We start from the raw sequence: 22761 nt of genomic DNA, 5'->3' as shown, positions 1-22761 counted from the left end.
AAGCCCCCATCAGGCTAATGGCCATGGCTCCCCTCGCCCTCTCCACCCAAAAGCCCTGCATGCTGGGCCAGAAGGGCCACCAGGTTCATCTCCGGCAAGGGAGCCAGGTCCCAAAGGGTCTGGAAGCTGTAGAAGCGCTGGCGACCGTGCTGGGCCCGGTTCCTCTCGGCGAACTCCTGGGCTGCCCTGGCGCTGGCGAAGGCCAGGAGCCTGGCGTTCATGACCACCATCATCCTCTCCCCCCAGTAGTAGGTGGCCTGGCGGGCGGGGATGAGGCGCACCGACTCCTGGGGCCTCCCCGGGTCGTAGGCCCCCCGGTCGGTGACGTAGAAAGTAGCCCCCTCCCCATCCTTAAGCCCGTGCACCCAGGCGTAGTTCACCATGCAGGCGATACTTTCAAAGTGCAGGGCCTCCACCGCTTGCTTGGGATTATGGGGGGCAGGCGTAGGCCTGCCAAAGGCGATCTGGCTATAGGTCTGCTCAAAGAAGCCCTTGGAGAAGGTGCGGCCCCGCCACTGCCCTTCCGGGGTCTTGATGGGCATGCCGCAGAAGGCACAGGCCCCCTCGTCCCAGGGAATGGGCTTAGGGGAAACCCGTATCCCCAAAGCACGAGCCGGGGCCTCCATGCCGTGCCCCATGGGCTGGGCAAGGGCCGGCCCCGCCACCACCAGTCCACCCAAAGCCTTCAGCACCTCACGCCGGTTCCTCATAGAGCACCTCCATCAGCCAGGAAAGACGCTCCCCCATTGAGCCGAGAATCCCTCTTGGGGAGCCATCCTCCAGGATGCTTCCCCCCTTCAAGAGCAGAAGCCGGTCTGCCCGCTGGGCTTCCTCCACGTGGTGGAGGGCCACCAGGACCACGCCCTCCTTCTTCCCCTCCACCCAGGCCCAAAACCGCTCCCGCCCCCTGGGGTCCAAGGCGGCGGTGGGCTCATCCAGAAGCCAGACGGGAGGGTCGCCCATGAGGCTTGCCGCCAGGGCCAGGCGCTGGCGCTGCCCCCCGGAAAGCTCTCCCACCCGTTTTCCCAGGAGCCCCTCCAGCCCCATACGCTCCAGGGCTTCCTCGAGGGCCTCCTGGCCCAGCCCCTTCACCCGCCTCGCTCCCTCCAGGACCTCGAGGGCCCTGAGATGGGGGAATAGCCTGGGGGTCTGGGGCAGGTAGGCCCTTAGGGGAAGGGCCCTGGGATCCCGGGGGGCATGGGAGAAAAGCGCCGCCTTGCCTCCATCCGGCTTGATCCGCCCCGCCAAAAGGGCCAAAAGGGTGCTCTTCCCCGCCCCGTTGGGGCCCAAAAGCCCCACCACACCCCCGGCCACCTGCAGGGTGACTCCCTTAAGCCTTCCCTTCTTGCTCAGGTTCTCCGCCACCACCACAGAACACCTCCAAGAAGGCCCAGGATGATCCAGTGGCCCCGGAAAGCCACCGCCTTGGGCAAGGAAGCCGCCCGGGCATCGGCCAAGGCCACGAGCCTCAGCCCCGGCACCTGGGCCTCCGCCGCCTCCCAAAGGACAATCCCCGGGGAGAGGGCGAAAAGGGAAAGCTCCGGCTGCCGGGCCAGGAGGAGGGCGAAGCTCCCGGTGGGCAGGTGGGGAACAGGAAGACCAGAAGCCCGGTCGTACAGGTTCCCCACCACCCGGGCCTTGGCCTCAGGATCGTCCACCGCAAGGTCGTAGAGGTTCCCCTGGAAGGCGTTTTTCTCTACCCAAGCCGAGTTTCCTCCCCGCTCCCGGGTGATGCGCAAGGCAGTGCCGTTTTCCCGGAAGCCGTTGCCCCCCACCCTCACCCCCTGGGCGTCCATGAGGACCAGGCCCAGGGTGTTTTCCGCAAAGAGGTTTTCCCGAACCTCCGTTTCCCGCTCGTCCTGGACCAGAAGCCCGTAGCCCACCGGGCTTTTGTGCCCATAAAGCCGGTTTCCCCGCACCAGGTTCTGCGCCCCATGCATCACCGCATTGCCCACGCCGTTATCCCGGGACAGGTTGCCCTCTATGCCCACCTGCCAGGAGAACATCACGTGGAAACCATAGCGGCCGTTTCTCTCCAGAAGATTGCCCCTAATCCCCATCCCCGGGCTGTACTCCACGTAGATCCCATCCATGAAGCCCTGGAGATGGCTTCCCTCCACCCGGGCCCTGGGGCTGGAGTAGACCAAAACCCCCGGGGAACCCTCGAGGCCCCGGGCCTTAAGCCCCCGGATGGTGGCCCCCGGGGAATCCTCCACCCGCACCGCAGCGGGGGCTTCCTCCACCCTCACATCCTCCAGCAGGCATCCCTCGCACCCCGAGAGGTAAATGGCGGCGTCCGGCTCAAAGAAATCCCCCTCGGGCCCCGCCCCCACCACCCTTAGCCCCCGCACCTTGATCCCCGGGGCGAGGAGGCTCAGGGTGTGCCCCTTGTTCCCTCGCAGGACTGCCCCTTGCCCCTCCACCACCAGGTTCGGGGTGGAAAGCACCAATGGACCCCTTACCTCCCCTTCCAGGCGAAGCACCGGAGCCGCCAGTCCCGGAAGGGCCAGAAAGCCCAGGATAAGAACGGGCCGCATCGCCCCTAGGGTAGAAGGGAAGGGCGGGACATCCGTACTCCTCACCCCTGGGGAGTACATATGTCCTTCCCCTCCTGGTAGCCTGGAGGGGTGAGGTGGCTTTTCCTGTTGCTGGGTAGCGTGGCCTTGGCCCAGGCTGTGGCCACCCCGGGCTGGGTCCGCCTGGTACCCCCGGTGGTGAAGGACACCGCCGCCTACCTGACCCTGGAAAACCGGGGCAAGACCCCCTTGCGCCTGGTGGGAGCCGAAACGGAGGTGGCCGAGCGGGTTTCCTTCCATCAGGACCACCGGGAACACCGGGGAGGCCAGGTGGTCCTGGGCATGCGCCCCCTTCCCTACCTGGACATTCCCCCGGGAGGCCGGGTGGAGTTCCGCCCGGGGAAATACCACCTTATGCTGGAAGGGCTTAAGCGCCCCCTTAAGGCGGGGGAAAAGGTGGTCCTGGTTCTGAAGTTCCAAGACGGTAGCAGGCTTAAGGTAATCCTCCCCGTGGAGATGCGATGAAAAGAAGTTTTCTCTTACCCATCCTGTTAGTCCTCGCTCTGGTAGGGGTGGCGTTCCTCCTCCTGCCCAAGGGCACCCATAGCTTCTACGGCACCCGGCTTCTGAACCCCAAGCCCGTGGATTTCACCCTCGAGGGGCCCCAGGGCCCGGTACAGCTTTCCCAGCTTAAGGACAAGCTGGTCCTCATCTTCTTCGGCTTCGTCCACTGCCCCGACGTATGCCCCACCACCATGCTGGCCCTGAAGCGGGCCTACGAGAAGCTCTCCCCCAAGGAGCAGGAAAGGGTGCAGGTAATCTTCATCAGCGTGGACCCCGAGCGGGATACCCCACAGATCTCCGACCAGTACGCCAAGGGCTTCCACCCCAGCTTCCTGGGCCTCACGGGAAGCCCGGAAACCATCCAGGAGGTGGCCCGGACCTTCGGGGTTTACTACCAGAAGACCCAGTACCGGGGCCCGGGGGAGTACCTGGTGGACCACACCGCCACCACCTTCGTGGTGAAGGAGGGCAACCTGGTCCTCCTCTTCAGCCCGGACAAGGTGGAGGAAACGGAGAAAGTGGTGGGGGACCTCCGGGCCTTGTTGTAAACTATTTGCTATGGATTTCCTTAAGGATTTGTTGCAACAGATTTCCGAGAAAACCCGTTCCGTCACCGCCGAGGTGGAAAAGCGCCTTCAGGAGCTGAAGGAGAAGCTGGACCAGGACAAGGACGGCAAGCCCGACCTGGTGGAAAAGGCTCTCCAGGAGGCCAAGAAGGCCCTCGAGGAGGCCAAGGCCCGCCTGGCGGAGCTGGACCAGGACAAGGACGGCGTCCCCGACAAGCTGAAAGAGCTTTCGGAAAAAGCGGCCCAGGCTGCCGAAGCCGCCAAGGCCAAGGCGGAGGAAGCCGCCCGCCTTCTCAAGGAACGCCTGGGCAAGAGGGATTCCCAAGCCTAAGGAAGGAATCAGCCCAGGGCCACATCCAGGGCCATCATAAGGGCAAAGCCGGTCATCACCCCGAAGGTGGAGATATCCCCGTTGCCCTCCGCCTGGCTTTCCGGGATGACCTCCTCCACGATCACGAAGACCATGGCCCCTGCCGCCAAGGCCATGAGGTAGGGCAACAGGTAGAGCATCTGCGTGACCAGAAGGGCTCCCAAAAGGGCTCCTAAGGGCTCCACGATGGCGGAGAGCTGCCCGTAAAACCAGGCCTTACCCGCCCCAATTCCCGCCCGCCTTAGGGGCCAGGCCACCGCCAGACCCTCGGGCATGTTTTGCAGGCCGATGCCCACCGCCAGGGCGATGGCCCCGCCCAGGGTGGCCGTCCCCGTGGGGTCTAGACCTGCGGCTCCAAAGGCTACCCCCACCGCCAGGCCCTCGGGGAAGTTGTGGAGGGTGATGGCCAGGATCAGCAAGGTGGTGCGCCGCCACAGGGTTCGGATCCCTTCCTCCTGGGCACCTGGAACCAGGTGAACATGGGGGAGAAACCGGTCCATCAGACGCAAAAGGGCTCCTCCCAGGAGAAAGCCCACCACGGCGGGCACCCAGGGAACCATGCCCTGGGATGCGGCCATCTCCATGCCGGGAAGGAGGAGGGAGAAGACGCTGGCCGCCAGCATGACCCCTGCGGCAAAGCCCAGCATCCCATCCAGGAGCTTGCGGCTGGGCTCTTGCGCCAGGAACACGCTGGCCGCCCCCACCGCGGTAAGCCCCCAGGTGAAGAGCCCTCCCAAGAGGGCGTAGAGGAAGACCGGGGTTTCCATGCCCCCCAGTTTAGGCATACCTAAACCCGAAGGCAAGCCCGGGTTGGAGTATCCTGAGGTAAGGTATGCTGGATAAGCTTGCGCGCCTAGAAGAGGAGTACCGGGAGCTGGAAGCGCTCCTTGCCGACCCCGAGGTCCTCAAGGACCAGAAGCGCTACCAGGCCCTTTCCCGGCGTTATGCGGAGATGGGGGAGGTGATCGCCCTCATCCGGGAGTACCGGAAGGTCCTCGAGGACCTGGAAGGTGTGGAGGGCCTCCTGGAAGACCCCGAGCTCAAGGAAGTGGCCAGGGCGGAAAAGGAAGCCCTCCTTTCCCGGAGGGCGGAGCTGGAAAAGGCCTTGGAACGCCACCTCCTGCCCAAGGATCCCATGGACGAGAGGGACGCCATCGTGGAAATCCGCGCCGGCACCGGGGGCGAGGAGGCCGCCCTTTTCGCCCGGGACCTCCTGGAGATGTACCTGCGCTTCGCCGAGGAGATGGGGTTTGAGACCGAGATCCTGGACTCCCACCCCACGGACCTGGGAGGCTTCTCCAAGGTGGTCTTCGAGGTGCGGGGGCCCGGGGCCTACGGCACCTTCAAGTACGAAAGCGGGGTCCACCGGGTGCAGCGGGTACCGGCCACGGAAACCCAGGGGCGGATCCACACCTCCACGGCCACGGTGGCGGTGCTGCCCAAGGCGGAGGAGTCCGACTTCCAGCTCAACATGGACGAGATCCGCATCGACGTGATGCGGGCCTCGGGGCCTGGGGGCCAGGGGGTGAACACCACCGACAGCGCGGTGCGGGTGGTGCACCTGCCTACGGGCATCATGGTCACCTGCCAGGACTCCCGCAGCCAGATCAAGAACCGGGAAAAGGCCCTGATGATCCTGAGAAGCCGCCTCCTGGAGATGAAGCGGGCGGAGGAGGCGGAGAAGCTCCGAAAGACCCGCCTGGCCCAGATCGGCACCGGGGAGCGTTCGGAGAAGATCCGCACCTACAACTTCCCCCAGTCCCGGGTCACGGACCACCGCATCGGCTTCACCACCCATGACCTCGAGGGCATCCTCTCGGGGCACCTCCAGCCCCTCTTGGAAGCCCTCAAACGGGCCGACCAGGAACGGCAGCTGGAGGCCTTGACGGAAGCGTGATGCGCCGCGAGATCCTGGTGGTGGCGGCCATCCTGTTGGACCGCCAGGGCCGGGTCCTCCTGGTGGGGAACGACTGGGGCAGGCGGGGCATGGTGCGCTACACCCTTCCTGGGGGCACCGTGGAACCCGGGGAAACCGTTCTGGAAGCCCTGGTGCGGGAGGTGCGGGAGGAAACCGGCCTGAAGGTGAAGGCCATTGAGCACCTGGCCTACGCCATCCAGGTGGAGGACCGCCGCAAGAACGAGCGTACCCTGGCCATGGCCTTCAGGGCCAGTTACGAGGGGCTTTTGAACCCCAGGGACCCCGACGGCCACATCGTGGAAGCCCGCTTCTTCACCCCGGAGGAGGTGGCGGTCAAGCTTTCCGGCCACCGCCCCCTCCTGGAACCCCTGCTGGACTACCTTGGGGGGGAACGGGGCCGTTTTTACGCCTACACCGGCTGGAGCCAGCCGGGAACACGGGTCTAACGCCACCCCACCCTGGCCTCGCTGGGGCGGGGACCCAAGGGAATACCTCACCCAGGCCATCTGGGCCACGATGGAGCGGGAAAGAGCATAACCCCAGGATTAAGGGCCCAGTTTCCGCTTCAGGTAGGCGGTGAGCTCCTCTATGGCCTTCCTCAAGGCCCGCTGCTCCTCCGCCAGGGCCTCGAGGGGGTCCTTGGCTCCCTCCGGCGCGGAAAGGGTCTTGAAGAGGAGGGTGGGGTTGCCGCACCGGGGGCAGACGAGGCCCGCGGGGCGGACCGAGGGAGCGTAGAAGATCCGGGTGTGGCACCGGGGGCACAGGAGGTACTTGACCCCCGAGGCCTCCCCCTTGCGCACCGCCTCCTCCAGCTCCAGGGCCTCCTCCCGGGGAAAGCCCAAGAAGAAATCCTCACCCACTTGAACGGAGGCTGGGTCCTCCCGGGTGGGTTTCAGCTCCCCCTGCCCCCCCTCGGGGGTTTCCCAGGTAAACCCGTTCCAGCGGAAGTGGCGAAGGTGCTTTCTCCCTTCCAGATCCTCAATCTCCACGATGAGCTGAAGGACGGGATCCTTGGGATAGTAGTACAGGCGCACCGCCTGCACCCCGGAAAGGCCCTTGCTGCGGGGCAGGGTGTAGGCCAAAGGACCCTCCCCCTTGGCGGGGTACCCCACCAAGCGCTCCAGGTCGTAGAGGGTGAGGCCGGGGCGCTCCATATCCCCGAAGAGGAGGCTTTCCACGTAGCGGAAGGCAGCCGCCAGATCGGAGCCTTGCCCCTGACCGAAGCCGGGGTTCATAAGACCAGTCTATCCAAAAAAGGAGCGCAGGGAAACCCGGCCCCCACGGGACTGGTTCCTTACGCTTTCCTTCAAGGGCCCTCCATAATGGAGGCATGGCGTTGCTCTTCACCCCCCTGGAACTCGGCGGCCTCCGGCTGAAAAACCGCCTGGCCATGTCCCCCATGTGCCAGTACTCCGCCACCTTGGAGGGAGAGGTAACCGACTGGCACCTCCTCCACTACCCCACGCGGGCCCTTGGGGGCGTGGGGCTCATCCTGGTGGAGGCCACCGCCGTGGAACCTTTGGGCCGTATCAGCCCTTATGACCTGGGCATCTGGTCGGAGGACCACCTTCCGGGCCTGAAGGAGCTCGCCCGGAGGATCCGGGAAGCAGGAGCGGTGCCGGGGATCCAGCTGGCCCACGCCGGGCGAAAGGCGGGGACCGCCAGGCCCTGGGAAGGGGGAAAGCCCCTGGGCTGGCGGGTGGTGGGGCCAAGCCCCATTCCCTTTGACGAGGGCTACCCGGTACCCGAACCCCTGGACGAAGCAGGGATGGAGCGCATCCTCCAGGCCTTCGTGGAAGGAGCCAGACGAGCCCTTAGGGCAGGTTTTCAGGTGATCGAGCTCCACATGGCCCATGGCTACCTCCTTTCCTCCTTCCTCTCCCCTCTCTCCAACCAGCGCACCGACGCCTACGGGGGAAGCCTGGAAAACCGCATGCGCTTTCCCCTCCAGGTGGCCCAGGCAGTGCGGGAGGTGGTGCCCAGGGAGCTTCCCCTTTTCGTGCGGGTCTCCGCCACGGACTGGGGGGAAGGAGGATGGAGCCTCGAGGACACCCTGGCCTTCGCCCGGAGGCTTAAGGAGCTGGGGGTGGACCTTTTGGACTGCTCCTCGGGCGGGGTGGTGCCCAGGGTGCGGATTCCCTTGGCCCCGGGCTTTCAGGTGCCCTTCGCCGACGCCGTGCGCAAGAGGGTGGGCCTGCGAACGGGAGCCGTGGGCCTCATCACCACCCCCGAGCAGGCGGAAACCCTCCTACAGGCGGGAAGCGCCGATCTGGTGCTTCTGGGCCGGGTTCTCCTCAGGGACCCCTACTTCCCCTTAAAGGCCGCCAAGGCCTTGGGCGTGGCCCCGGAGGTACCCCCCCAGTACCAAAGGGGGTTTTAGCACCACCCCAACCTGGCCCTGCCAGGTTGGGGATTCCGGCCAGTCCCTAACGCGGCAGCTCAAACCGCTAAGGGGCACGGTGGGCTAGGGGAAAAGAGCGGGGTGGTGAAGGAGCCAGCGCACCTCCCGCCTCAGGGTTTCAGCAAAGCGGGGGCTTCTTTCAGGCAGGGCCTGCCACTCGGCCAGGGTATAGACCAAGGCCTCCGCAGGCACGGGAAGCTCCTCCAGGGGCAGGGTTAGGGCCCGTTGCCAGGAAGGAAGGGAAGAGGACTCCACCACCAAAAGGAGATCCAGGTCGCTTCCCACCCCGTAGTCGCCCCGAGCGTAGGAACCGAAGTAGCCCAGGGCCAGGAGGCCGGGGATGGGGTGGCGGACCATCCAGGCCTGAAGGGCACCTTCCACTTCCTCCCGGCTAGGCCATCTGAGCACGGCAGAACTCAAGGATTTCACGGGCATAGCGCACCGCCTCCTGGCTTTGCAAGGGGCCATAGTGCTCCGCAGAAGGCCCCTCGGGAAAAGCATCGGGGTATCGGGTGGGTATGTAGAGCCCATCCAGGTAGCGGGCTTTTTCCACCAGGTCTTGAGGAACCTCCAAGGGTAACTCCTTGAGAAGCCGGGCCACCACATGCCCCCAAGCCTCCTGGTCCAGGTGGAGGTGGAGGGCTTTTACCGCCTTCTCTGCGGCCTGCTGGGCGGCAAAACAGGCCCACTCGTGCCGGCCTGCCTTCCGGGCGATCTCAGCCATCTCCAGGTCCCTTTCCGCCTGGAGAAGCCAGTCCTTAGCCCGATTCACCCCTCCAGTTTACCGTAGACTGTTCCCCATGAAGGCCGTACGGGTGCATCAGACAGGCGGGCCCGAGGTCCTGGCCCTCGAGGACCTCCCCATCCCCGAGCCAGGGCCAGGGGAGGTTTTGGTGAAGCTGTTGGCCATCGGGGTCAACTACATCGACACCTACAAGCGCAAGGGCCTTTACCCCATGCCCCTTCCCTTCACCTTAGGGGAGGAAGGAGCTGGGGTGGTGGAGAAGGTGGGGGAAGGCGTGGTGGGGGTACGCCCTGGGGACCGGGTGGCCTTCGCCAACGTTCAGGGCGCCTACGCCCAGTACCAGGTGGTGCCGGCGGAGAGGCTGGTACCCGTGCCCCAAGGGCTGGATCCCAAGCTGGCGGCAGCGAGCCTCCTGCAGGGCATGACCGTCCACTACCTTCTGAAAAACACCTACCCCGTCCGCCCTGGGGATCAGGTCCTGGTCCATGCGGGGGCCGGAGGGGTGGGGCTCCTCCTCATCCAGTGGGCCAAGCGGCTGGGGGCCACGGTCTACGCCACCGCCAGCACCGAGGAGAAGCGGGCCCTTTGCCTCGAGGCGGGGGCGGACTACGCCCTGCCCTACGAGGGCTTCGCCCAGGCGGTGAAGGCCCTCTCCGGAGGGGGGGTGGACGTGGTCTATGACGGGGTGGGGCAGAGCACCTTTGAAGGGAGCCTCGAGGCCTTAAGGCCCAGGGGCTATCTGGTCCTCTTCGGCCAGTCCTCGGGGCCCGTGCCCCCATTTGACCCCCAGGTCCTGAACCGGAAAGGAAGCCTCTTCCTTACCCGCCCCACCCTGCACCATTACACCGCCACCCGCAAAGAACTCCTCTTTCGGGCGGGGGAGGTCTTTGAGGCCATCCGGGAAGGGTGGCTACGGGTGCGCATCGGGGCGGAGTTCCCCCTGGAAAAGGCCAGGGAGGCCCACGAGGCCCTAGAGGGGCGGAAGACCACGGGCAAGGTCCTCCTCATCCCCTAGGTACCGGACCTGCCAGGACCTGAGCCCCTTTTCCGGAAGGTAGGCTCCCCGCACGGTGCAGGCCAAGGCGGATAGGGCGATGGCGCCCTCCAGGATCTCCTTTAGGTCCGGCAAAGACAGGAGGGGAAGATTCCCTTTGCCGTAGCCCTTTCGGAGAAGAAGGGCCAGGAGCCCGGCGGTGAAGGCATCTCCTGCCCCCACGGTATCCTTCACCCTCACCGCCTTTCCGGGAAGGCGCACCGCCTCTTTCCCCAGGAAAGCCACCGCCCCTTCCCGGCCCAGGGTGAGGACCTTTAGGGGTACACCTAGAGCCTTCACCGCCCTCACGGGGTCTTCGGGGAAAAGAAGTTTGGCGTCTTCCAGGGAAAGCTTCAACAGGTCTATCCGGTCCAGATAGGCTCTTATCCGCTTCTTTTCCTTGGGGGCGGGGGAACGCCGGAGGTTGGGGTCGTAGGATACAAAGGCTCCCTCCTCCTCCGCTTCCTGCAAAAGGAGGCCTAAGCCTTCCTCCACACGATCCTCGAGGGCCAGGAGAGAGCCGAAGTGGAACACCCTGGCTCCCCGGAGGCCTTCAGGCCCTGGGCGGTAAGGCAGATGAAAGGGACGGTGGAAGCTATACTCCCCATTTCCCTCCGCATCCAGGCGCACCAGGGCCAGGGGCATGGGGGCGGGATGGCGGAAAAGCCTGAGCTCGAGGCCTCGCTTTCTCATCTCCTCCTCGCTCCAGGCGGAAACCCAGTCCTCCCCCACCTCAGAAAGGAAGCGCACGGGAAACCCCAACCGGACCAGGGTGGTGGCGGTGTTCAGCACCGAGCCTCCAAGGACCCCCCTAAAGCGCAAGGGGTCCTGGTTTTCCTCAATGAGGTCCACCAGGACCTCCCCCAAAAGGGCCAGCATGGCTCCATTATGCCTGTCACCTCCTTTACATTATCCGGGGGTCTGGGTGGTATAATCCTCCAGAACCTGGGCAGCGGTGCGTGGCCTTCTTCGCAACAGGTGTCTTCCCTTTGGCCCAGAAGGAGGTAAAGGATGCTCGGTGGATATGCCCATAGGATTGCCCGTATCAACCTCTCTACAGGCCAGGTGGAGTACTTCGCCCCCGATCCCAAGGACCTGGAGATGTATGTGGGCGGGAGGGGTCTAGGGGTCAAGTACGTGTTTGAAAACGGGCCCAAAGTGGACCCCTTTAGCCCCGACAACCTCCTTTGCATCATGAACGGCCCCCTTTCCGGCACCCGGGCTAAGATGTCGGGGCGCCTGGCGGTGGTCACCAAGAGCCCCCTCACGGGCACGGTAACGGATAGCCACATGGGGGGCTGGACGGCAGCCAAGCTAAAGTGGGCGGGGTTCGACGGGCTCCTCATCAAAGGGGCCTCGGAAAAGCCCGTTTACCTCCTGGTAAAGGACGGGGAAGTCACCCTCCACGATGCCTCCGACCTCTGGGGTAAGACCACCCATGAGACCCACCGCATCCTTAGGGAGCGGCACGGGGAGGATGCCGACGTGATGGCCATCGGCCCCGCCGGGGAGAACCTGGTGCGGTTCGCCAACTGGATCAACAACGACGAGCGCGCTGCGGGCCGGGGGGGTACCGGGGCGGTGGCGGGGAGCAAGAAGCTCAAGGCCATCGTGGTGGTGGGCAAGCAGGAGAACATGCCCCAGCCCAAGGACCCCCAGCTCTGGCGGGAGGCCGACCGCCAGGCCTCGGCCACCATCAACGACCCCAAGAACGTCACCGCCCCCAAAAAGGGAGGGCTTTCCCTTTACGGCACCAACGTGCTCATGAACATCACCAACGTAATGGGGGCCCTGCCCACCTTCAACGCCCAGCACACCTGCATTGAAGGAGTAGAGACCATCTCCGGGGAGTACATCCGCGAGCACCGCCTCATCAAGGACAACACCTGCCACGCCTGCCCCGTGGCCTGCAAGAAGATGGTGGAGGTCCACATCAACGGCAAGGCCATCCGCTTTGAGTCCTACGAGTACGAGTCCGCCTGGGCCCTAGGGGCCCACTCCGGCCACACCGACACCGATTGGACCGGGTACGCCATCTACCTCTGTAACGCCTACGGCATGGATACCATTGAGACCGGAAACGCCATCGCCGTCCTCATGGAGGCCACGGAGAAGGGCTACTACCAGGGCCCTGATGGGATCCGCTTTGGGGACAAGGAGGGCGAGGCCCGCATCATCGAGGCCATCGCCTACCGCCGGGGCGTGGGGGACAGCCTGGCGGAGGGCCCGGCCCGCTTTGCCAAGGCCATCGGTCACCCCGAGATTGCCCTCGAGGTCAAGGGGCAGTCCATCCCCGCCTACGACCCCCGGGGCCTCAAGGGCATGGGCATCGCCTACGCCACCTCCAACCGTGGGGCCTGCCACCTCAGGGCCTACACCCCCGCCTCGGAGATCCTTGGGGTGCCCTACAAGACCGACCCCCTGGCCTGGGAGGGGAAGGGCAAGCTCACCAAGCTCTTCCAGGACCTCTCCGCCTTCACCGACTCCTTGGACCTTTGCAAGTTCAGCCAGTTCGCCGAGGGTCCCGAGGAGTACGCCAAGCAGCTTGCCGCCTACTGGGGCCGGCCCGTGACCCCCGAGGAGATCCTCCTCATCGGGGAGCGCATCTACAACCTGGAGCGCTACTACAACAACCTGGCAGGCTGGGCGGAAGGCTCCGACTACCTGCCCGAGCGCTTCCTCAAGGAACCCTCCGACTGCGCAGGCTCCAAGGGCCAGCTCACGGAGCTGGACCTGATGTTGCAGGAATACTACCAGGAGCGGGGTTGGGAGAAAGGCGTGGTGCCCCCGGCCAAGCTCCAGGCCTTGGGCATCCTCTCCGCCGCCGCCGACTAGGCCCTTTAATGGCACCCATAACCCTGGCCTTTTAGGCCAGGGTTTCCTTTAGACTGAGGCTATGCCCAAGGTGAACCTGTACGCCACCTTCCGCGACCTCACGGGTCAAAGCCAGGTCCGGGTGGAAGGCAAGACGGTGGGGGAGGTTTTGGAGGCGCTGGTCCGGGCCTATCCCACCCTAAAGGAGGAGCTCTTTGAAGGCGAAAGCCTCGCCGAACGGGTTTCCCTTTTCCTGGAGGGGCGGGATGTGCGCTACCTGGAAGGGCTCGCCACCCCCTTGACGGAGGAGGCCACCTTGGACCTCTTCCCGCCCGTAGCGGGCGGGGGAAGGGTGGAGCGCTTCGGAGCCCTGCCCTCCTGGCTTTTGGAAAGATACCTCCTGGAGTGGGGCGGAAAGAAGCTAGAAGAAGGGGTTTATGCCCTCCGTGGGGCCACCGTGCGCTTCCGGGAGGAGGCCCCCCTCCGGGTAGGAAGCCTTTCCATAAGCCAGCTCCAGGTGGAGGTGGAGGGCGAGGAGGCCGAGGCCTGGTTCCAAAGGATCCAGCTGGCCGCAGCCCGGGGCGGAGGTTAAGGAAGCAACCGCCCCTCCAAAAAAGCCTGGCTCCTCGAGTCCCTTGGGCTTTGGAAAAACCGGTCCGCAGGGGCTTCCTCCACCACCTGGCCCTGGAAGAGGAAGACCACCCTATGGGCCAGCCTGCGCACCTGGAAGAGATCATGGGTGGCCAGGACCACCCCCCGGCCTCCCTCCGCCGCCTCCTTTAGCATGGCCTCCACCTTCAGGGTGTTGGCGGGGTCCAAGCTGGCGGTGGGCTCGTCCAATAGCAGGGCTGCAGGCTCCACCAGAAGCGTCCGGGCCAAAGCCAGGCGCACCACCTCCCCCCCGGAGAGGAGATGGGCGGGCTGACGAGCCTTGCCCTCCAAACCCACCTCTTCCAGGAGCCTAAAGGCCCGGGCCAGGGCCTGGTGCCGGGGCACCCCCCGGAGCAACAGGCCAAAGGCAGCGTTTTCCAGGACGCTCCGCCGAAGAAGGGGTGGGGTCTGGGGCAGGTAGGCGCGGAATCCTCCTTCCACCTGGCCTTCTTCCGGGGAAAGGAGGCCCGCAAGAAGGCGCAAGAGGGTGGTCTTGCCGCTTCCCGAAGGCCCCAGCACCGCCAGGATCTCCCCGGCATAAACCTCGAGGTGGGGAACCTCGAGGCGAAAATCCCCGTAGCGGTGCACCAACCCCTGGGCCTGCAAAACCGGACTCATTCCCGCTCCAGGATAACCAGCAGGGCGGTGACCAAGAGGGCCACCCCCAGGAGAATAAATCCTAAGGCCAAGGCGCTTTCCAGCTCCCCCTTTCGGGTTTCCACCACGATGGCCGTGGTGAGGACCCGGGTGTGGTGGCGGATATCCCCGCCCACCAGGGTGGCCGCCCCCACCTCGCTGATGGCCCCGCCGAAGCCGGCGGCCAAGGCAGCGGCCAGGGTGCGGCGGCTTTCCCAGAACAGGGTGGGAAGCACCTGGCCCTCCTTGCCCCCCAGGCTCCGCACCAAAAGCCGCACCTCCTCCACCCTACCCCTGGCCCCCGAAAGCACGAAGGCGGCGATGAGGGGAAGGGCCAAGACCGCCTCCGCCAGCACCATGGCGTAGGGTGTATAAAGGAGGCCCAAGGATCCCAAAGGCCCCGAGCGGGAAAGGAGGAGGTAGAAGAAAAGCCCCACCACCACGGAGGGGAGGGCGAGGCCGGCATAGAGGAGAATCCGCCCGAAAATCCCCCCACCCCCCTTAAGGGCCAGCCAAAGCCCCAAGGGCACGGCGGGAAAAGCCGCCAGCAAGGTAGCAAGCCCCGCCACCCAGAGGCTGCGCAAGGAGATTTCCAAAAGCTCAGCGGCCTCCACCCCTGGGGATGATACACCGCCCCCTCAAGGGCTTAAAGAGCGGGGTCCCCTCCACCCGCAAACCCTCCACCAACCGAGCCGCCTCCTCCGTGGCCAGGAAGCGGCGCAGGGCCTCCGCCTCCTCCGCCTTCGCCCCCTGAGGCACCAGGTAGTAGGTGTACTGGTTCAAGAGAAGGGGATCCTCCCGCCGATAAAGAGCCTCCAGCCCCCGTTTGCGGCCCACGGTGAGGTGGGTGGCCAGGTCGGAGAGGGTATAGGCTCCCTTCTCCGCCGCCAGAACCAGGGTCTGGCCCATGCCCGCCCCGGACTCCAGGTACCAGCCTCCTTCGGGGGTGAGGCCTGCCTTCCGCCAGAGCTCCAGCTCCTTCAGGTGGGTGCCCGAGCGGTCCCCCCGGGACACGAAGGGAGCCTGGGCCCGGGCGATCCGCCGCAAGGCCTCCAGGACATCCCCTGCCTCCCGGATCCGGGCGGGATCCCCTTTTGGCCCCACCAGGAGGAAGCTATTCTGGGCCAGGCAGAAGGGCTGGGCGATGATACCACGCCTTAAGGCCTCTTCCTCCAGGTCCGGGGCATGGACCAAGACCCCATCCACATCCCCACGTTCCGCCAGCCTAAGGGCCTGCCCCGTGCCCACGGCCAAAACCTCCACCCGAACCCCCGTGGCCCGCTCAAAGACCGGCAAAAGCCGGTCCAAAAGCCCCGAGTCGTAGACGCTGGTGGTGGTGGCGAGCCTAAGCCCCAGGGCTGGAACCGAAGCCAGGGCAAGCAGCAGGGGCGCCAGGACAAAGCGCATGGCCCCAGTTTAGCCTAAGGCGTGGAAGCCTTGGGTGAGGCCTGGCGTCTTTTTCAAGAGGGCCAATACTTTGAAGCCCACGAGGCCCTGGAGGAAGTCTGGCGGGAGGCGCAGGGAGAGAAACGGCGTTTTTTGCAGGGGCTCATCCTCCTGGCGGCGGCCCTGCACCAGGCCAAAAGCGGGCGGGGAGGCCTGAGGAACCTGAAAAAGGCGGAAGGGAAACTCCTGGGCTTCCCCTCCCCCTACCTTAGCCTGGACTGGCGGCCCCTTTTTGAGGAAGCCCGGCGTAGACTTGGGGCGTGAACGCTTGGGTCTACGCCTACCGCGGCCAAGAGGTGGAGAACCGGCACCGGGTTTCCCTGGCCATCCACGGGCCGGAAGGCCTACTGGCCTATGCGGGAAACCCCGGGTTATGGGCCTACATGCGCTCCTCGGCCAAGCCTTTCCAGGCCCTGGCCCTCTTCCTCACGGGGGCGGTGGAGCGGTTTGGCATCACGGAGGAGGAAGTGGCCCTGGCCACCGCCAGCCACGACGGCACCCCCCGCCATGTGGCGGTGGCTTCCGGCTTCTTGGCCAAGCTGGGCCTCGGCCCCGAGGCCCTGGTCTGCGGGGTCCACCCTCCCTCCTCCAGGGAGGCCCGGAAGGCCCTGGAGGAAGCCGGGCAAAGCCCCACGCCCCTCCACCACAACTGCTCGGGGAAGCATGCGGGCATGCTGGCCGTAAGCCTGGCCCTGGGAGCCAGCCCTGAAGGCTACGAGACCCCCGACCACCCGGTCCAGGTCCTGAACCGGAAGACCCTGAGGGAGCTTTCCGGGGTGGAGCCCCTCCTGGCCATCGACGGGTGTAGCGTCCCCACTTTTTCCCTGCCCCTTTCCCGGGCCGCCCGGGCCTTTTACCTCCTGGCGGCGCCGGAAAGGGCCCTCGAGGCGTACCGGGAACCCCTCCGCAAGGTGCAGCAGATCATGCGCCGCCACCCCGAGCTGGTGGCAGGACCCGGGAGCATCGACACCCTCCTGATGGAGCGCCTGCCGGTGGTGGCCAAGCGGGGAGCCGACGGCTATTACGGCCTGGCCCTTCTGGAAAGCCCCCACGGGCCCCTGGGGATTGCCTTGAAGGTGGAGGACGGCTCGGCCCAGGCCCGGGAGGTGGCGGTGGTGGCCCTCCTCAGGCTCCTGGGCTTGGATCCCGGGCCCACCCCCTGGGACCAGCCCGAACGCAGGAACTACCGGGGGCTCCAGGTGGGCTATCTGAAGGCCCACCTGGAACTCACCTGGGTCTAGGCCGTCCCCTGCTCCTCAGCCAGCTCGCAGGCCCAGGATCAACCCACCCACGAAGCTAGCCCCGAAGGGCAGGTTGTAGGTGAGGGTGGTGAGGAGCCTCTCCCACAGGCTCTGCAAACCCGGTTGCTGGAGGAGGGGCTCCACATCCCTTTGGATGCGGGTCCAGTCCACCTGGATGTAGCCCGCCTGGGCCAAAAGCTGCACGGCGATGAAGAGAAGGCCCAGCGCGATGGCCAGGAACCTGCCCACCTTCTTCAGGGCATAGCCCACCGCATACCCCGCCAGGCCGCCAAAGGTCACCTGCCCCAGGTAAGGGCTTAGGTCGGGTAGCTCCACGCCCTCCACCCTAGCGGAACACAGGGGGCGAAGGCAACTACTTTAGGCCCAGTAGCTCCGCTTCCTTCCTCATGGCCTCGAGGACAAAGGCCATGTGCTCGTCCAGGGAAAGGCCCAGGTCCTCGGCCCCCATCCGGATCTCCTCCCGGTTCACCCCCTTGGCGAAGGCCTTGTCCTTGAACTTCTTCTTCAAGCTGGAAAGCTCCAGGCCCAGGATGGAGCGGTCCGGGCGCACATAGACCGCGGCGGTGATCAAGCCCGTAAGCTCGTCCACCGCGAAAAGGGCCTTGGCCATCAGGGTCCTGCGGGGTACCCCGGTGTAGGAGGCGTGGCCCAGGATGGCCTCCAAGACCTCCTCCGGGTAGCCCAGGCGCCTCAGCTCCTCCACCCCCCGGTAGGGATGCTCCTCGGGGTACTTCTCGTAGTCCATGTCGTGCAGGACCCCGGCCATGGCCCAAAGCTCCTCGTCCTCCCCGAAGCGGCGGGCATAGGCCCGCATGGCCACCTCCACCGCCCGCATGTGCCGCCTCAGGGACTCGCTTTCCGTCCAGGCTTCCATGAGGGCTAGGGCTTCCGCAAAGCTCGGCATGCCCTAAAGTATAGCCATGCGCCTAGGTTACGGGGAGGATAGCCACCGCCTTATAGAGGGAAAACCCCTCTACCTCTGCGGCCTCCTGATTCCAAGCCCCCACGGGGCCCTGGCCCACTCGGATGGGGACGCTCCCCTGCACGCCCTCACCGATGCCTTGCTGGCCGCCTTTGGCCTTGGGGATATCGGCCTCCTCTTCCCCGACACCGACCCCAAGTGGCGAGGAGCCCGCAGCGAGGTCTTTCTAAGGGAGGCCCTCCGCCTCGTTGAGGAAAGGGGGGGAAGGCTGATCCAGGTAAGCCTGGCCATCATCCTGGACCAGCCCAAGCTTTCCCCCCACCGGCAGGGCCTTTTGGAAAATCTCTCCCGGCTTCTTGGCCTGCCCCTGGACCGCATCGGCCTCACCTTCAAGACCTCGGAGGGCCTGGCGGTAGCGCACGTGCAGGCTCGAGCCATGGTGCTTTTGGATGGTTGAGGTCCTGGTCTGGCTCGGCACCCTGGTCTTCGCCGCCACCGGGGCCTTGAAGGGAGTGGAAAAGGGATTTGATCTCCTGGGGGTCCTGGTGCTGGCCACGGTAACCGCGGTGGGGGGTGGGTCCATCCGCGACGTCCTGGTGGGCACCCTTCCCCCAACGGCCCTGCACAACGAGCCCCTCTTGTGGAGCGTGGTCCTCACGGGGCTTCTCGTCTTCCGCTTCCACCCCAGGGTACAAGCCATGGAGCGGCTCATCTACTACCTGGATACCCTGGGCCTGGGCCTCTTCGCTGCCCTGGGAGCGGAGCGGGGCCTGGTCTCGGGGCTTGGCCCCTTCGGCGTGGCCCTGGCGGGCACCCTCTCAGGGGTGGGGGGAGGCGTGCTCCGGGACGTGCTCTCCGGAGAGGTGCCGGGCATCCTCTACCGGGCAGGGGACCTGTACGCTTCCGCTGCCCTGGTGGGAGCCCTTGTGGTCTATGCCCTCTACGGCACCCATCCGGAAGGGGCCCTTTTCGCCGGGACCCTGGCCACCGTGCTCCTGCGGATCTTCGGAAGGCGGCTTGGTCTTAGGCTCCCCACTCCAAGGTAAAAAAGGAGGCCGGATACACCCGGCCTCCGAGCTCCTTGGGTCTACTTCAGCCTGGCAAGCTCCTGCCGGGCCCTCTCCTGGTCGTAGCGGTCGGCGGCGGTTTTGGCGGGAAGAGAGAGGGCGGTTTCCAGCTGCTTTCTGGCCTCCTCCTTCTTGCCCCAGGCGGCAAGGACCCTGGCGTACTCCACCCGGTGGATGATCCCATCCGGCTCCAGCTCTATGGCCTTTTGCATGAGGGGCTCCACCCTCGAGCCATCCGCCCCCTGGGTGGCCGCCACCAACCAGCCCTTCTGCACCAGCTCAAAGTGCCAGAGGGCCAGGGCCACCATGGCCCCGGCATGGTCGGGCTTGAGCTTCAAGGTCTTCTCCAGGTCGCCTCGGATCCTGGGGGCCAAGCCCTCCGCCAGGGCCTCGAGGATCCCCTTGAACTGGGAAAGCCGCCCCAGGGCCCGGGCCCGCTCAAAGTAGCCCTCGGGGTAATCCGGGGCCTTGGCGATGGCCTGGGAGGCCGCCTTCTCCGCCTTTTCAAACCAGGTGCGCTTCTCCTCGGGCTTGGCCTGGTAAAGGGCGTAAAAGCTGGCTCCCTTGGCCGCCAGGGCCAGGGCCTCGGGGGTGCCCAGTTTCAAGCCCAGCTCGTAGGCTTCCTGAAACCGCCCGGCATCCACCAGGGCCGACACCTGGGGGGCCTGGGCCAGGCCAGCAACCCAAACCATCGCGGCAAGTACGGTTATCCAGCGCCTCATGGGTTTCACCCGCGGGGGATTATACCCGGTACAAGAGAGGGAGGGCGTAAACTGGAAGGCATGAGGCTTATTGGGGGATTGCTGGTTCTCCTGGGCCTACACTTCCTCTCTCCCGCTTTGGCCCAGGGAGCCGAAGAGTATTTCGCCCGTTGCCAGCGCCTATACCAACGAGGGGCACTGGATAGCGCCCAGGCCACCTGTGAGTTGGCCCTCACCAGCGATCCGGAGCACCGGCCAAGCCTCCTCCTCCTCGCCCGCATCCACCTGGAAAGGGGGGACCTCGCGCAGGTGGAAGGCTACCTGGAACGCCTGGGGGATGAGCCGGAGGCCCAGCTCCTTCGCGCCCGGTTGCTTTTGCAAAAGGGCCAGGCCGCCGAGGTGCTAAGGCTTTCCCTCCCCCCGGGGCCCGAGGCCAACCTCCTGCAGGCCATGGCCCTCGAGGCCCTCCGCCAGTACGAGGAAGCCTTGAGGCTGGCCCAAGGCCTGCCCTCCACCCCCGAGGCGCGCCTTTTGCTTTCCCGGCTCCATCTGGCCCTGGGAAGGCCCCAGGAGGGTCTCACCTTTCTGGGCTCCACCCTTGTGGAAAGGCTGGAGCGAGGTCGCCTCCTCTTCCTCTCGGGGAAGCCCCAGGAGGCCATCCCTATTCTGGAAGGGCTCTTGCCGGAACTTTCCACCCAGCCCGGGCTGCAAGGCCAAGCCCTTTCCCTCCTGGCCCTGGCCTACCTGGGGCAGGGGCAGCTTGCCCAGGGGCAGGCGGCCTTGAAACAGCTTTCTGCCCTGGAAAACCTCCCGGCCCGCTTCCTGGCCCAGGCCTGGCCCTGGCTTCTCGTCTTCCTGGCCTTTTTGCTCCTGGTCCTCCTGGGGGAAAGCCGCATTGAGCCCTTGCGCACCCTCGAGGTGGTGGAGGATCCCCTGCCGGGGCCGGGAAGCCTTTACCTGACCCTCCTGGGCACCCTCCTCCTGGCCCTCCTCCTGGCCGCCTTTCTGGGCAAAACCCTTTTCGCCAACGCCCTGGCCCTCATCACCCCTTACCAGAAAGAGCTGATCCTTCCCAGCTTTTACCTCTTCTATGGCCTTCTCCTCTTCGCAAGCCTCCTTCTCCAAAGGCCCTTCCGCAAGCGCCTTCCTGCCCTTCTGGGCCCCTGGTCCAGCTGGATCGAGGGGTTTTGGGTGGGGCCGGCCTTGGTCCTCCTCCTTTTCCTCTACGGGTGGATCCGGGAGCCCTTGGGGCTAGGCACCCTCCCCTTAAACCTCCTTGCCTTTTTGGGCCTAGCCCTCATGGAGCCCTTCTTCCGGGGCCTGGTCCCCATGGTCCTTAAGGAACGGTACCGGGACCTTTCCCCCTACCTGACGGCCTTGCTCTTTGCGGTGGCCGTGCCCGGGCCCACCTTCCTTCTCCTCCTCCTGGGGGCGGGCCTCCTCTGGGCCAAGGAGCGGGCGGAGGGCACCCTGGGCCTGGCCTTGGGCTGGGTGGTGGCGGGGGTGATCCTGGCCCTTTTCCCCGCCGCCTGGCTCCGGAGCTTCTGATGCCACCCCGTCCCGGCTTTGCCAGGGTGGGGGTCCAGGTAAAACCCCGTAGGCTAAGGGCAGGATGCGCCCCGTCTTCTTCCTCTCCGATTTTGGCCTCGAGGACCCCTACGTGGGCGTGGTCAAGGCCATCCTCTGGGAAAAAGCCCCCGGGGTACCCGTCCTGGACCTGGCCCACGCCCTACCCCCCCAGGACCTGCGCCGGGCTGCCTACGCCCTTTTTGAGGCCCTCCCCTACCTGCCGGAACAGGCGGTGGTCCTGGCGGTGGTGGACCCTGGGGTGGGCACCAAGAGGCGGGCCATCGCCGCCCTAGGAAGGCGGCTTTACGTGGGGCCTGACAACGGCCTTTTCACCCTGGCCTGGCTTCTGGACCCACCCATCCGAGCCCACGAGATCACCTGCATCTCTCCCCCTAGCCCCAAGGGCATCCTCCCCCTGCCGGGCTGGGCCCCGGGGGGCCACACCTTCCACGGCCGCGACCTCTTCGCCCCCGCCGCAGCCCACCTGGCCCTAGGGCTGGCTGCCGAGGGGCTTGGACCGGAGGTGCCCGCCCAGGACCTATTACGCCTGCCCCTCACCCTCACCCCAGGCCCGGAAGGAGAGATCCTCACCTTTGACCGCTTCGGCAACGCCATCACCACCCTCCTCGAGGCTCCCCTAAACGGCCTGGTTGAGGTGGCGGGGAAACGCATCCCGATCCGCCAAACCTTCGGCCAGGTGGAAGCGGGGGAGGCCGTGGCCTACCTGGGAAGCGGAGGCCTCCTGGAGATCGCCCTCAACCGGGGAAACGCCAAGGAGGCCCTGGGGCTAAGGGAAGGGATGCCCGTGGTCATACTTCCTCCACCCAGCGGGCCACCTCACCCAACAGATCCGCGGCCGTGAAATCCAGGCTCACGGGGGTGATGGAGATGTACCCGTGGCGCACCGCGTGAAGGTCGGTTCCCTCCTCCTCCTCCCCCACGGGGGTGCCGGCGATCCAGTAGTAGGGCCTCCCCTCGGGGTCCAGGCGTTCCACCACCGTGTCCTCCCAGTGGTGGGTGGAAAGTCGGGTAACCCTCACCCCTTTGGGCACCCCCGCCGGGAAGTTCACGTTGAGGAGAACCCCCTTGGGAAGCCCTCTTCGCATCACCAGGCGGGCGATCCTCACCGCCCACTCCGCCGCCAGGGTGAAGTTGAGCTCCTCCCCCGAGGTGTCCAGGCTGAAGGCGATGGAGGGAATGCCCAAGGAAGTGCCCTCCAAAGCCGCGGCCACCGTGCCCGAGTGGGTGAGGTCCAAGCCCAGGTTGACCCCGATGTTGATGCCGGAGACCACCAGATCGGGCCGGCCCAAAAGGTGAACGCCCAGCACCACGCAGTCCGCAGGGGTGCCGTCCACCCGGTAGGCAGGGATCTCCCCGAAGCCCGCGCTGGCGGTGTGCTTGAACCGTAGGGGCCGCCTTACGGTGATCCCGTGGCCCACCGCGGACTGTTCCACATCCGGGGCCACCACATAAACCTCCCCCAAAGCCCGCATGGCCAGGCCCAGGGCCTTGATCCCGGGGGAGAAGATGCCGTCGTCGTTGGAAACCAGGATGCGCATGGCTTAAGCCTAAAGCAAAAA

General features: G+C 65.9%; 30 protein-coding genes. 15 read left to right on the top strand and 15 right to left on the bottom strand.

Going from position 1 to position 22761, the window contains the following annotated elements; all coding sequences use genetic code 11:
- Positions 1-14: 14 nt before the first annotated feature.
- From AC27GT_RS01960 to AC27GT_RS01950, 3 genes are read right to left on the bottom strand one after another with little or no spacing between them, the layout of a single operon-like run.
- Positions 15-710 (bottom strand): nitrous oxide reductase accessory protein NosL, encoded by a 696-nt coding sequence (locus AC27GT_RS01960; RefSeq protein ID WP_028493599.1) that lies wholly within the window; start codon positions 708-710, stop codon positions 15-17.
- On the bottom strand, positions 694-1371 hold the full coding sequence (locus tag AC27GT_RS01955) for an ABC transporter ATP-binding protein (protein ID WP_487223449.1): 678 nt from the start codon (positions 1369-1371) through the stop codon (positions 694-696). The genes AC27GT_RS01960 and AC27GT_RS01955 overlap by 17 nt, the downstream gene beginning before the upstream one ends.
- A complete protein-coding gene (locus AC27GT_RS01950; protein WP_487223448.1) occupies positions 1350-2537 on the bottom strand; it encodes a NosD domain-containing protein in 1188 nt (395 codons plus the stop codon). Before AC27GT_RS01950 ends, AC27GT_RS01955 begins: the two co-directional genes overlap by 22 nt.
- A gap of 90 nt (positions 2538-2627) precedes the next feature.
- Here AC27GT_RS01950 and AC27GT_RS01945 point away from each other — a divergent pair, with 90 nt between their 5' ends.
- From AC27GT_RS01945 to AC27GT_RS01935, 3 genes are read left to right on the top strand one after another with little or no spacing between them, the layout of a single operon-like run.
- Positions 2628-3041: a copper chaperone PCu(A)C gene (locus AC27GT_RS01945; RefSeq protein WP_126169881.1), complete on the top strand. Its 414-nt coding sequence runs from the start codon at positions 2628-2630 to the stop codon at positions 3039-3041.
- Positions 3038-3628: an SCO family protein gene (locus AC27GT_RS01940; RefSeq protein ID WP_487223447.1), complete on the top strand. Its 591-nt coding sequence runs from the start codon at positions 3038-3040 to the stop codon at positions 3626-3628. The genes AC27GT_RS01945 and AC27GT_RS01940 overlap by 4 nt, the downstream gene beginning before the upstream one ends.
- Before the next feature lie 10 nt (positions 3629-3638).
- On the top strand, positions 3639-3977 hold the full coding sequence (locus AC27GT_RS01935) for a dolichyl-phosphate-mannose-protein mannosyltransferase (RefSeq protein ID WP_487223446.1): 339 nt from the start codon (positions 3639-3641) through the stop codon (positions 3975-3977).
- 8 nt (positions 3978-3985) lie between these two features.
- On the opposite strand, the gene AC27GT_RS01930 is transcribed toward AC27GT_RS01935, so the two are convergent.
- Positions 3986-4783 (bottom strand): ZIP family metal transporter, encoded by a 798-nt coding sequence (locus tag AC27GT_RS01930; protein WP_487223445.1) that lies wholly within the window; start codon positions 4781-4783, stop codon positions 3986-3988.
- A gap of 65 nt (positions 4784-4848) precedes the next feature.
- Here AC27GT_RS01930 and prfA point away from each other — a divergent pair, with 65 nt between their 5' ends.
- Both prfA and AC27GT_RS01920 read left to right on the top strand, forming a co-directional pair.
- Positions 4849-5913: a peptide chain release factor 1 gene (prfA, locus tag AC27GT_RS01925; protein ID WP_487223444.1), complete on the top strand. Its 1065-nt coding sequence runs from the start codon at positions 4849-4851 to the stop codon at positions 5911-5913.
- Entirely contained in the window at positions 5913-6380 is a 468-nt protein-coding gene (locus AC27GT_RS01920; RefSeq protein ID WP_015715940.1) for an NUDIX hydrolase, read from the top strand. Before prfA ends, AC27GT_RS01920 begins: the two co-directional genes overlap by 1 nt.
- Positions 6381-6479: 99 nt before the next feature.
- On the opposite strand, the gene AC27GT_RS01915 is transcribed toward AC27GT_RS01920, so the two are convergent.
- On the bottom strand, positions 6480-7169 hold the full coding sequence (locus AC27GT_RS01915) for a hypothetical protein (RefSeq protein ID WP_487223443.1): 690 nt from the start codon (positions 7167-7169) through the stop codon (positions 6480-6482).
- 95 nt (positions 7170-7264) lie between these two features.
- Here AC27GT_RS01915 and AC27GT_RS01910 point away from each other — a divergent pair, with 95 nt between their 5' ends.
- Positions 7265-8314, top strand: coding sequence for an NADH:flavin oxidoreductase/NADH oxidase (locus tag AC27GT_RS01910; RefSeq protein WP_487223442.1), 1050 nt, complete (start codon positions 7265-7267; stop codon positions 8312-8314).
- An 84-nt stretch (positions 8315-8398) separates the two neighbouring features.
- Here AC27GT_RS01910 and AC27GT_RS01905 read toward each other — a convergent pair whose 3' ends face one another.
- Entirely contained in the window at positions 8399-8770 is a 372-nt protein-coding gene (locus AC27GT_RS01905) for a nucleotidyltransferase domain-containing protein (RefSeq protein WP_038031723.1), read from the bottom strand.
- Positions 8727-9107: a HEPN domain-containing protein gene (locus AC27GT_RS01900; RefSeq protein ID WP_015715936.1), complete on the bottom strand. Its 381-nt coding sequence runs from the start codon at positions 9105-9107 to the stop codon at positions 8727-8729. Before AC27GT_RS01900 ends, AC27GT_RS01905 begins: the two co-directional genes overlap by 44 nt.
- 28 nt (positions 9108-9135) lie before the next feature.
- On the opposite strand from AC27GT_RS01900, the gene AC27GT_RS01895 reads away from it, so the two are divergent.
- Positions 9136-10095, top strand: a complete 960-nt coding sequence (locus AC27GT_RS01895; RefSeq protein ID WP_015715935.1) for a quinone oxidoreductase family protein — start codon at positions 9136-9138, stop codon at positions 10093-10095.
- On the opposite strand, the gene AC27GT_RS01890 is transcribed toward AC27GT_RS01895, so the two are convergent.
- Positions 10051-10992 (bottom strand): carbohydrate kinase family protein, encoded by a 942-nt coding sequence (locus AC27GT_RS01890; protein ID WP_487223441.1) that lies wholly within the window; start codon positions 10990-10992, stop codon positions 10051-10053. The two genes, AC27GT_RS01895 and AC27GT_RS01890, sit on opposite strands and share 45 nt — an antisense overlap.
- 132 nt (positions 10993-11124) lie before the next feature.
- Here AC27GT_RS01890 and AC27GT_RS01885 point away from each other — a divergent pair, with 132 nt between their 5' ends.
- Entirely contained in the window at positions 11125-12948 is a 1824-nt protein-coding gene (locus AC27GT_RS01885; RefSeq protein ID WP_487223440.1) for an aldehyde ferredoxin oxidoreductase family protein, read from the top strand.
- Between the two features lie 61 nt (positions 12949-13009).
- A complete protein-coding gene (locus AC27GT_RS01880) occupies positions 13010-13519 on the top strand; it encodes a ubiquitin-like small modifier protein 1 (RefSeq protein ID WP_126187640.1) in 510 nt (169 codons plus the stop codon).
- Here the strand turns inward: AC27GT_RS01880 and AC27GT_RS01875 are convergent.
- Genes AC27GT_RS01875 through AC27GT_RS01865 form a run of 3 tightly spaced genes read right to left on the bottom strand, consistent with a single transcriptional unit; the run spans position 13516 to position 15621 of the window.
- On the bottom strand, positions 13516-14196 hold the full coding sequence (locus tag AC27GT_RS01875; protein WP_126203401.1) for an ATP-binding cassette domain-containing protein: 681 nt from the start codon (positions 14194-14196) through the stop codon (positions 13516-13518). The two genes, AC27GT_RS01880 and AC27GT_RS01875, sit on opposite strands and share 4 nt — an antisense overlap.
- A complete protein-coding gene (locus AC27GT_RS01870; RefSeq protein WP_126164861.1) occupies positions 14193-14828 on the bottom strand; it encodes an ABC transporter permease in 636 nt (211 codons plus the stop codon). Before AC27GT_RS01870 ends, AC27GT_RS01875 begins: the two co-directional genes overlap by 4 nt.
- A complete protein-coding gene (locus tag AC27GT_RS01865) occupies positions 14815-15621 on the bottom strand; it encodes an ABC transporter substrate-binding protein (protein WP_460331092.1) in 807 nt (268 codons plus the stop codon). Before AC27GT_RS01865 ends, AC27GT_RS01870 begins: the two co-directional genes overlap by 14 nt.
- A 21-nt stretch (positions 15622-15642) precedes the next feature.
- Between AC27GT_RS01865 and AC27GT_RS01860 the strand changes: the two genes are divergently transcribed.
- Positions 15643-15924: a DUF309 domain-containing protein gene (locus tag AC27GT_RS01860; RefSeq protein WP_019551395.1), complete on the top strand. Its 282-nt coding sequence runs from the start codon at positions 15643-15645 to the stop codon at positions 15922-15924.
- Positions 15921-16901, top strand: coding sequence for an asparaginase (locus AC27GT_RS01855; protein WP_487223439.1), 981 nt, complete (start codon positions 15921-15923; stop codon positions 16899-16901). Before AC27GT_RS01860 ends, AC27GT_RS01855 begins: the two co-directional genes overlap by 4 nt.
- 15 nt (positions 16902-16916) lie before the next feature.
- Here AC27GT_RS01855 and AC27GT_RS01850 read toward each other — a convergent pair whose 3' ends face one another.
- On the bottom strand, positions 16917-17237 hold the full coding sequence (locus tag AC27GT_RS01850; RefSeq protein ID WP_015715984.1) for an FUN14 domain-containing protein: 321 nt from the start codon (positions 17235-17237) through the stop codon (positions 16917-16919).
- A 37-nt stretch (positions 17238-17274) separates the two neighbouring features.
- On the bottom strand, positions 17275-17826 hold the full coding sequence (locus AC27GT_RS01845; protein ID WP_015715983.1) for an HD domain-containing protein: 552 nt from the start codon (positions 17824-17826) through the stop codon (positions 17275-17277).
- Between the two features lie 16 nt (positions 17827-17842).
- On the opposite strand from AC27GT_RS01845, the gene ispF reads away from it, so the two are divergent.
- Positions 17843-18301: a 2-C-methyl-D-erythritol 2,4-cyclodiphosphate synthase gene (gene ispF / locus AC27GT_RS01840; protein WP_015715982.1), complete on the top strand. Its 459-nt coding sequence runs from the start codon at positions 17843-17845 to the stop codon at positions 18299-18301.
- On the top strand, positions 18294-18890 hold the full coding sequence (locus AC27GT_RS01835) for a trimeric intracellular cation channel family protein (protein ID WP_015715981.1): 597 nt from the start codon (positions 18294-18296) through the stop codon (positions 18888-18890). Before ispF ends, AC27GT_RS01835 begins: the two co-directional genes overlap by 8 nt.
- Before the next feature lie 41 nt (positions 18891-18931).
- Here AC27GT_RS01835 and AC27GT_RS01830 read toward each other — a convergent pair whose 3' ends face one another.
- On the bottom strand, positions 18932-19633 hold the full coding sequence (locus AC27GT_RS01830; protein WP_049775607.1) for a tetratricopeptide repeat protein: 702 nt from the start codon (positions 19631-19633) through the stop codon (positions 18932-18934).
- Between the two features lie 60 nt (positions 19634-19693).
- On the opposite strand from AC27GT_RS01830, the gene AC27GT_RS01825 reads away from it, so the two are divergent.
- Positions 19694-21160, top strand: a complete 1467-nt coding sequence (locus tag AC27GT_RS01825) for a tetratricopeptide repeat protein (RefSeq protein ID WP_487223438.1) — start codon at positions 19694-19696, stop codon at positions 21158-21160.
- A 64-nt stretch (positions 21161-21224) separates the two neighbouring features.
- Positions 21225-22043 carry an SAM hydrolase/SAM-dependent halogenase family protein gene (locus AC27GT_RS01820; protein WP_041437964.1) on the top strand — a complete coding sequence of 273 codons (819 nt, stop codon included), beginning with the start codon at positions 21225-21227 and terminating at the stop codon, positions 22041-22043.
- Here AC27GT_RS01820 and surE read toward each other — a convergent pair.
- Entirely contained in the window at positions 21991-22740 is a 750-nt protein-coding gene (gene surE, locus AC27GT_RS01815) for a 5'/3'-nucleotidase SurE (RefSeq protein WP_015715978.1), read from the bottom strand. The two genes, AC27GT_RS01820 and surE, sit on opposite strands and share 53 nt — an antisense overlap.
- Between the last annotated feature and the right edge of the window lie 21 nt (positions 22741-22761).

Source organism: Thermus sp. KWY1 (assembly GCF_057547025.1).
This window is presented reverse-complemented; position numbering and strand designations above follow the sequence as displayed.

What these genes read in the sequence shown, in the direction of transcription:
- AC27GT_RS01915 (WP_487223443.1), bottom strand. Translation starts at nt 7,169, where the DNA reads ATGAACCCCGGCTTCGGTCAGGGGCAAGGCTCCGATCTGGCGGCTGCC.
- AC27GT_RS01820 (WP_041437964.1), top strand. Translation starts at nt 21,225, where the DNA reads ATGCGCCCCGTCTTCTTCCTCTCCGATTTTGGCCTCGAGGACCCCTAC.
- AC27GT_RS01830 (WP_049775607.1), bottom strand. Translation starts at nt 19,633, where the DNA reads ATGAGGCGCTGGATAACCGTACTTGCCGCGATGGTTTGGGTTGCTGGC.
- AC27GT_RS01895 (WP_015715935.1), top strand. Translation starts at nt 9,136, where the DNA reads ATGAAGGCCGTACGGGTGCATCAGACAGGCGGGCCCGAGGTCCTGGCC.
- AC27GT_RS01940 (WP_487223447.1), top strand. Translation starts at nt 3,038, where the DNA reads ATGAAAAGAAGTTTTCTCTTACCCATCCTGTTAGTCCTCGCTCTGGTA.
- AC27GT_RS01885 (WP_487223440.1), top strand. Translation starts at nt 11,125, where the DNA reads ATGCTCGGTGGATATGCCCATAGGATTGCCCGTATCAACCTCTCTACA.
- AC27GT_RS01845 (WP_015715983.1), bottom strand. Translation starts at nt 17,826, where the DNA reads ATGCCGAGCTTTGCGGAAGCCCTAGCCCTCATGGAAGCCTGGACGGAA.
- AC27GT_RS01865 (WP_460331092.1), bottom strand. Translation starts at nt 15,621, where the DNA reads ATGCGCTTTGTCCTGGCGCCCCTGCTGCTTGCCCTGGCTTCGGTTCCA.
- AC27GT_RS01960 (WP_028493599.1), bottom strand. Translation starts at nt 710, where the DNA reads ATGAGGAACCGGCGTGAGGTGCTGAAGGCTTTGGGTGGACTGGTGGTG.
- AC27GT_RS01875 (WP_126203401.1), bottom strand. Translation starts at nt 14,196, where the DNA reads ATGAGTCCGGTTTTGCAGGCCCAGGGGTTGGTGCACCGCTACGGGGAT.
- AC27GT_RS01950 (WP_487223448.1), bottom strand. Translation starts at nt 2,537, where the DNA reads ATGCGGCCCGTTCTTATCCTGGGCTTTCTGGCCCTTCCGGGACTGGCG.
- AC27GT_RS01920 (WP_015715940.1), top strand. Translation starts at nt 5,913, where the DNA reads ATGCGCCGCGAGATCCTGGTGGTGGCGGCCATCCTGTTGGACCGCCAG.
- prfA (WP_487223444.1), top strand. Translation starts at nt 4,849, where the DNA reads ATGCTGGATAAGCTTGCGCGCCTAGAAGAGGAGTACCGGGAGCTGGAA.
- AC27GT_RS01825 (WP_487223438.1), top strand. Translation starts at nt 19,694, where the DNA reads ATGAGGCTTATTGGGGGATTGCTGGTTCTCCTGGGCCTACACTTCCTC.
- ispF (WP_015715982.1), top strand. Translation starts at nt 17,843, where the DNA reads ATGCGCCTAGGTTACGGGGAGGATAGCCACCGCCTTATAGAGGGAAAA.
- AC27GT_RS01880 (WP_126187640.1), top strand. Translation starts at nt 13,010, where the DNA reads ATGCCCAAGGTGAACCTGTACGCCACCTTCCGCGACCTCACGGGTCAA.
- AC27GT_RS01835 (WP_015715981.1), top strand. Translation starts at nt 18,294, where the DNA reads ATGGTTGAGGTCCTGGTCTGGCTCGGCACCCTGGTCTTCGCCGCCACC.
- AC27GT_RS01905 (WP_038031723.1), bottom strand. Translation starts at nt 8,770, where the DNA reads ATGCCCGTGAAATCCTTGAGTTCTGCCGTGCTCAGATGGCCTAGCCGG.
- AC27GT_RS01935 (WP_487223446.1), top strand. Translation starts at nt 3,639, where the DNA reads ATGGATTTCCTTAAGGATTTGTTGCAACAGATTTCCGAGAAAACCCGT.
- AC27GT_RS01890 (WP_487223441.1), bottom strand. Translation starts at nt 10,992, where the DNA reads ATGCTGGCCCTTTTGGGGGAGGTCCTGGTGGACCTCATTGAGGAAAAC.
- AC27GT_RS01910 (WP_487223442.1), top strand. Translation starts at nt 7,265, where the DNA reads ATGGCGTTGCTCTTCACCCCCCTGGAACTCGGCGGCCTCCGGCTGAAA.
- surE (WP_015715978.1), bottom strand. Translation starts at nt 22,740, where the DNA reads ATGCGCATCCTGGTTTCCAACGACGACGGCATCTTCTCCCCCGGGATC.
- AC27GT_RS01930 (WP_487223445.1), bottom strand. Translation starts at nt 4,783, where the DNA reads ATGGAAACCCCGGTCTTCCTCTACGCCCTCTTGGGAGGGCTCTTCACC.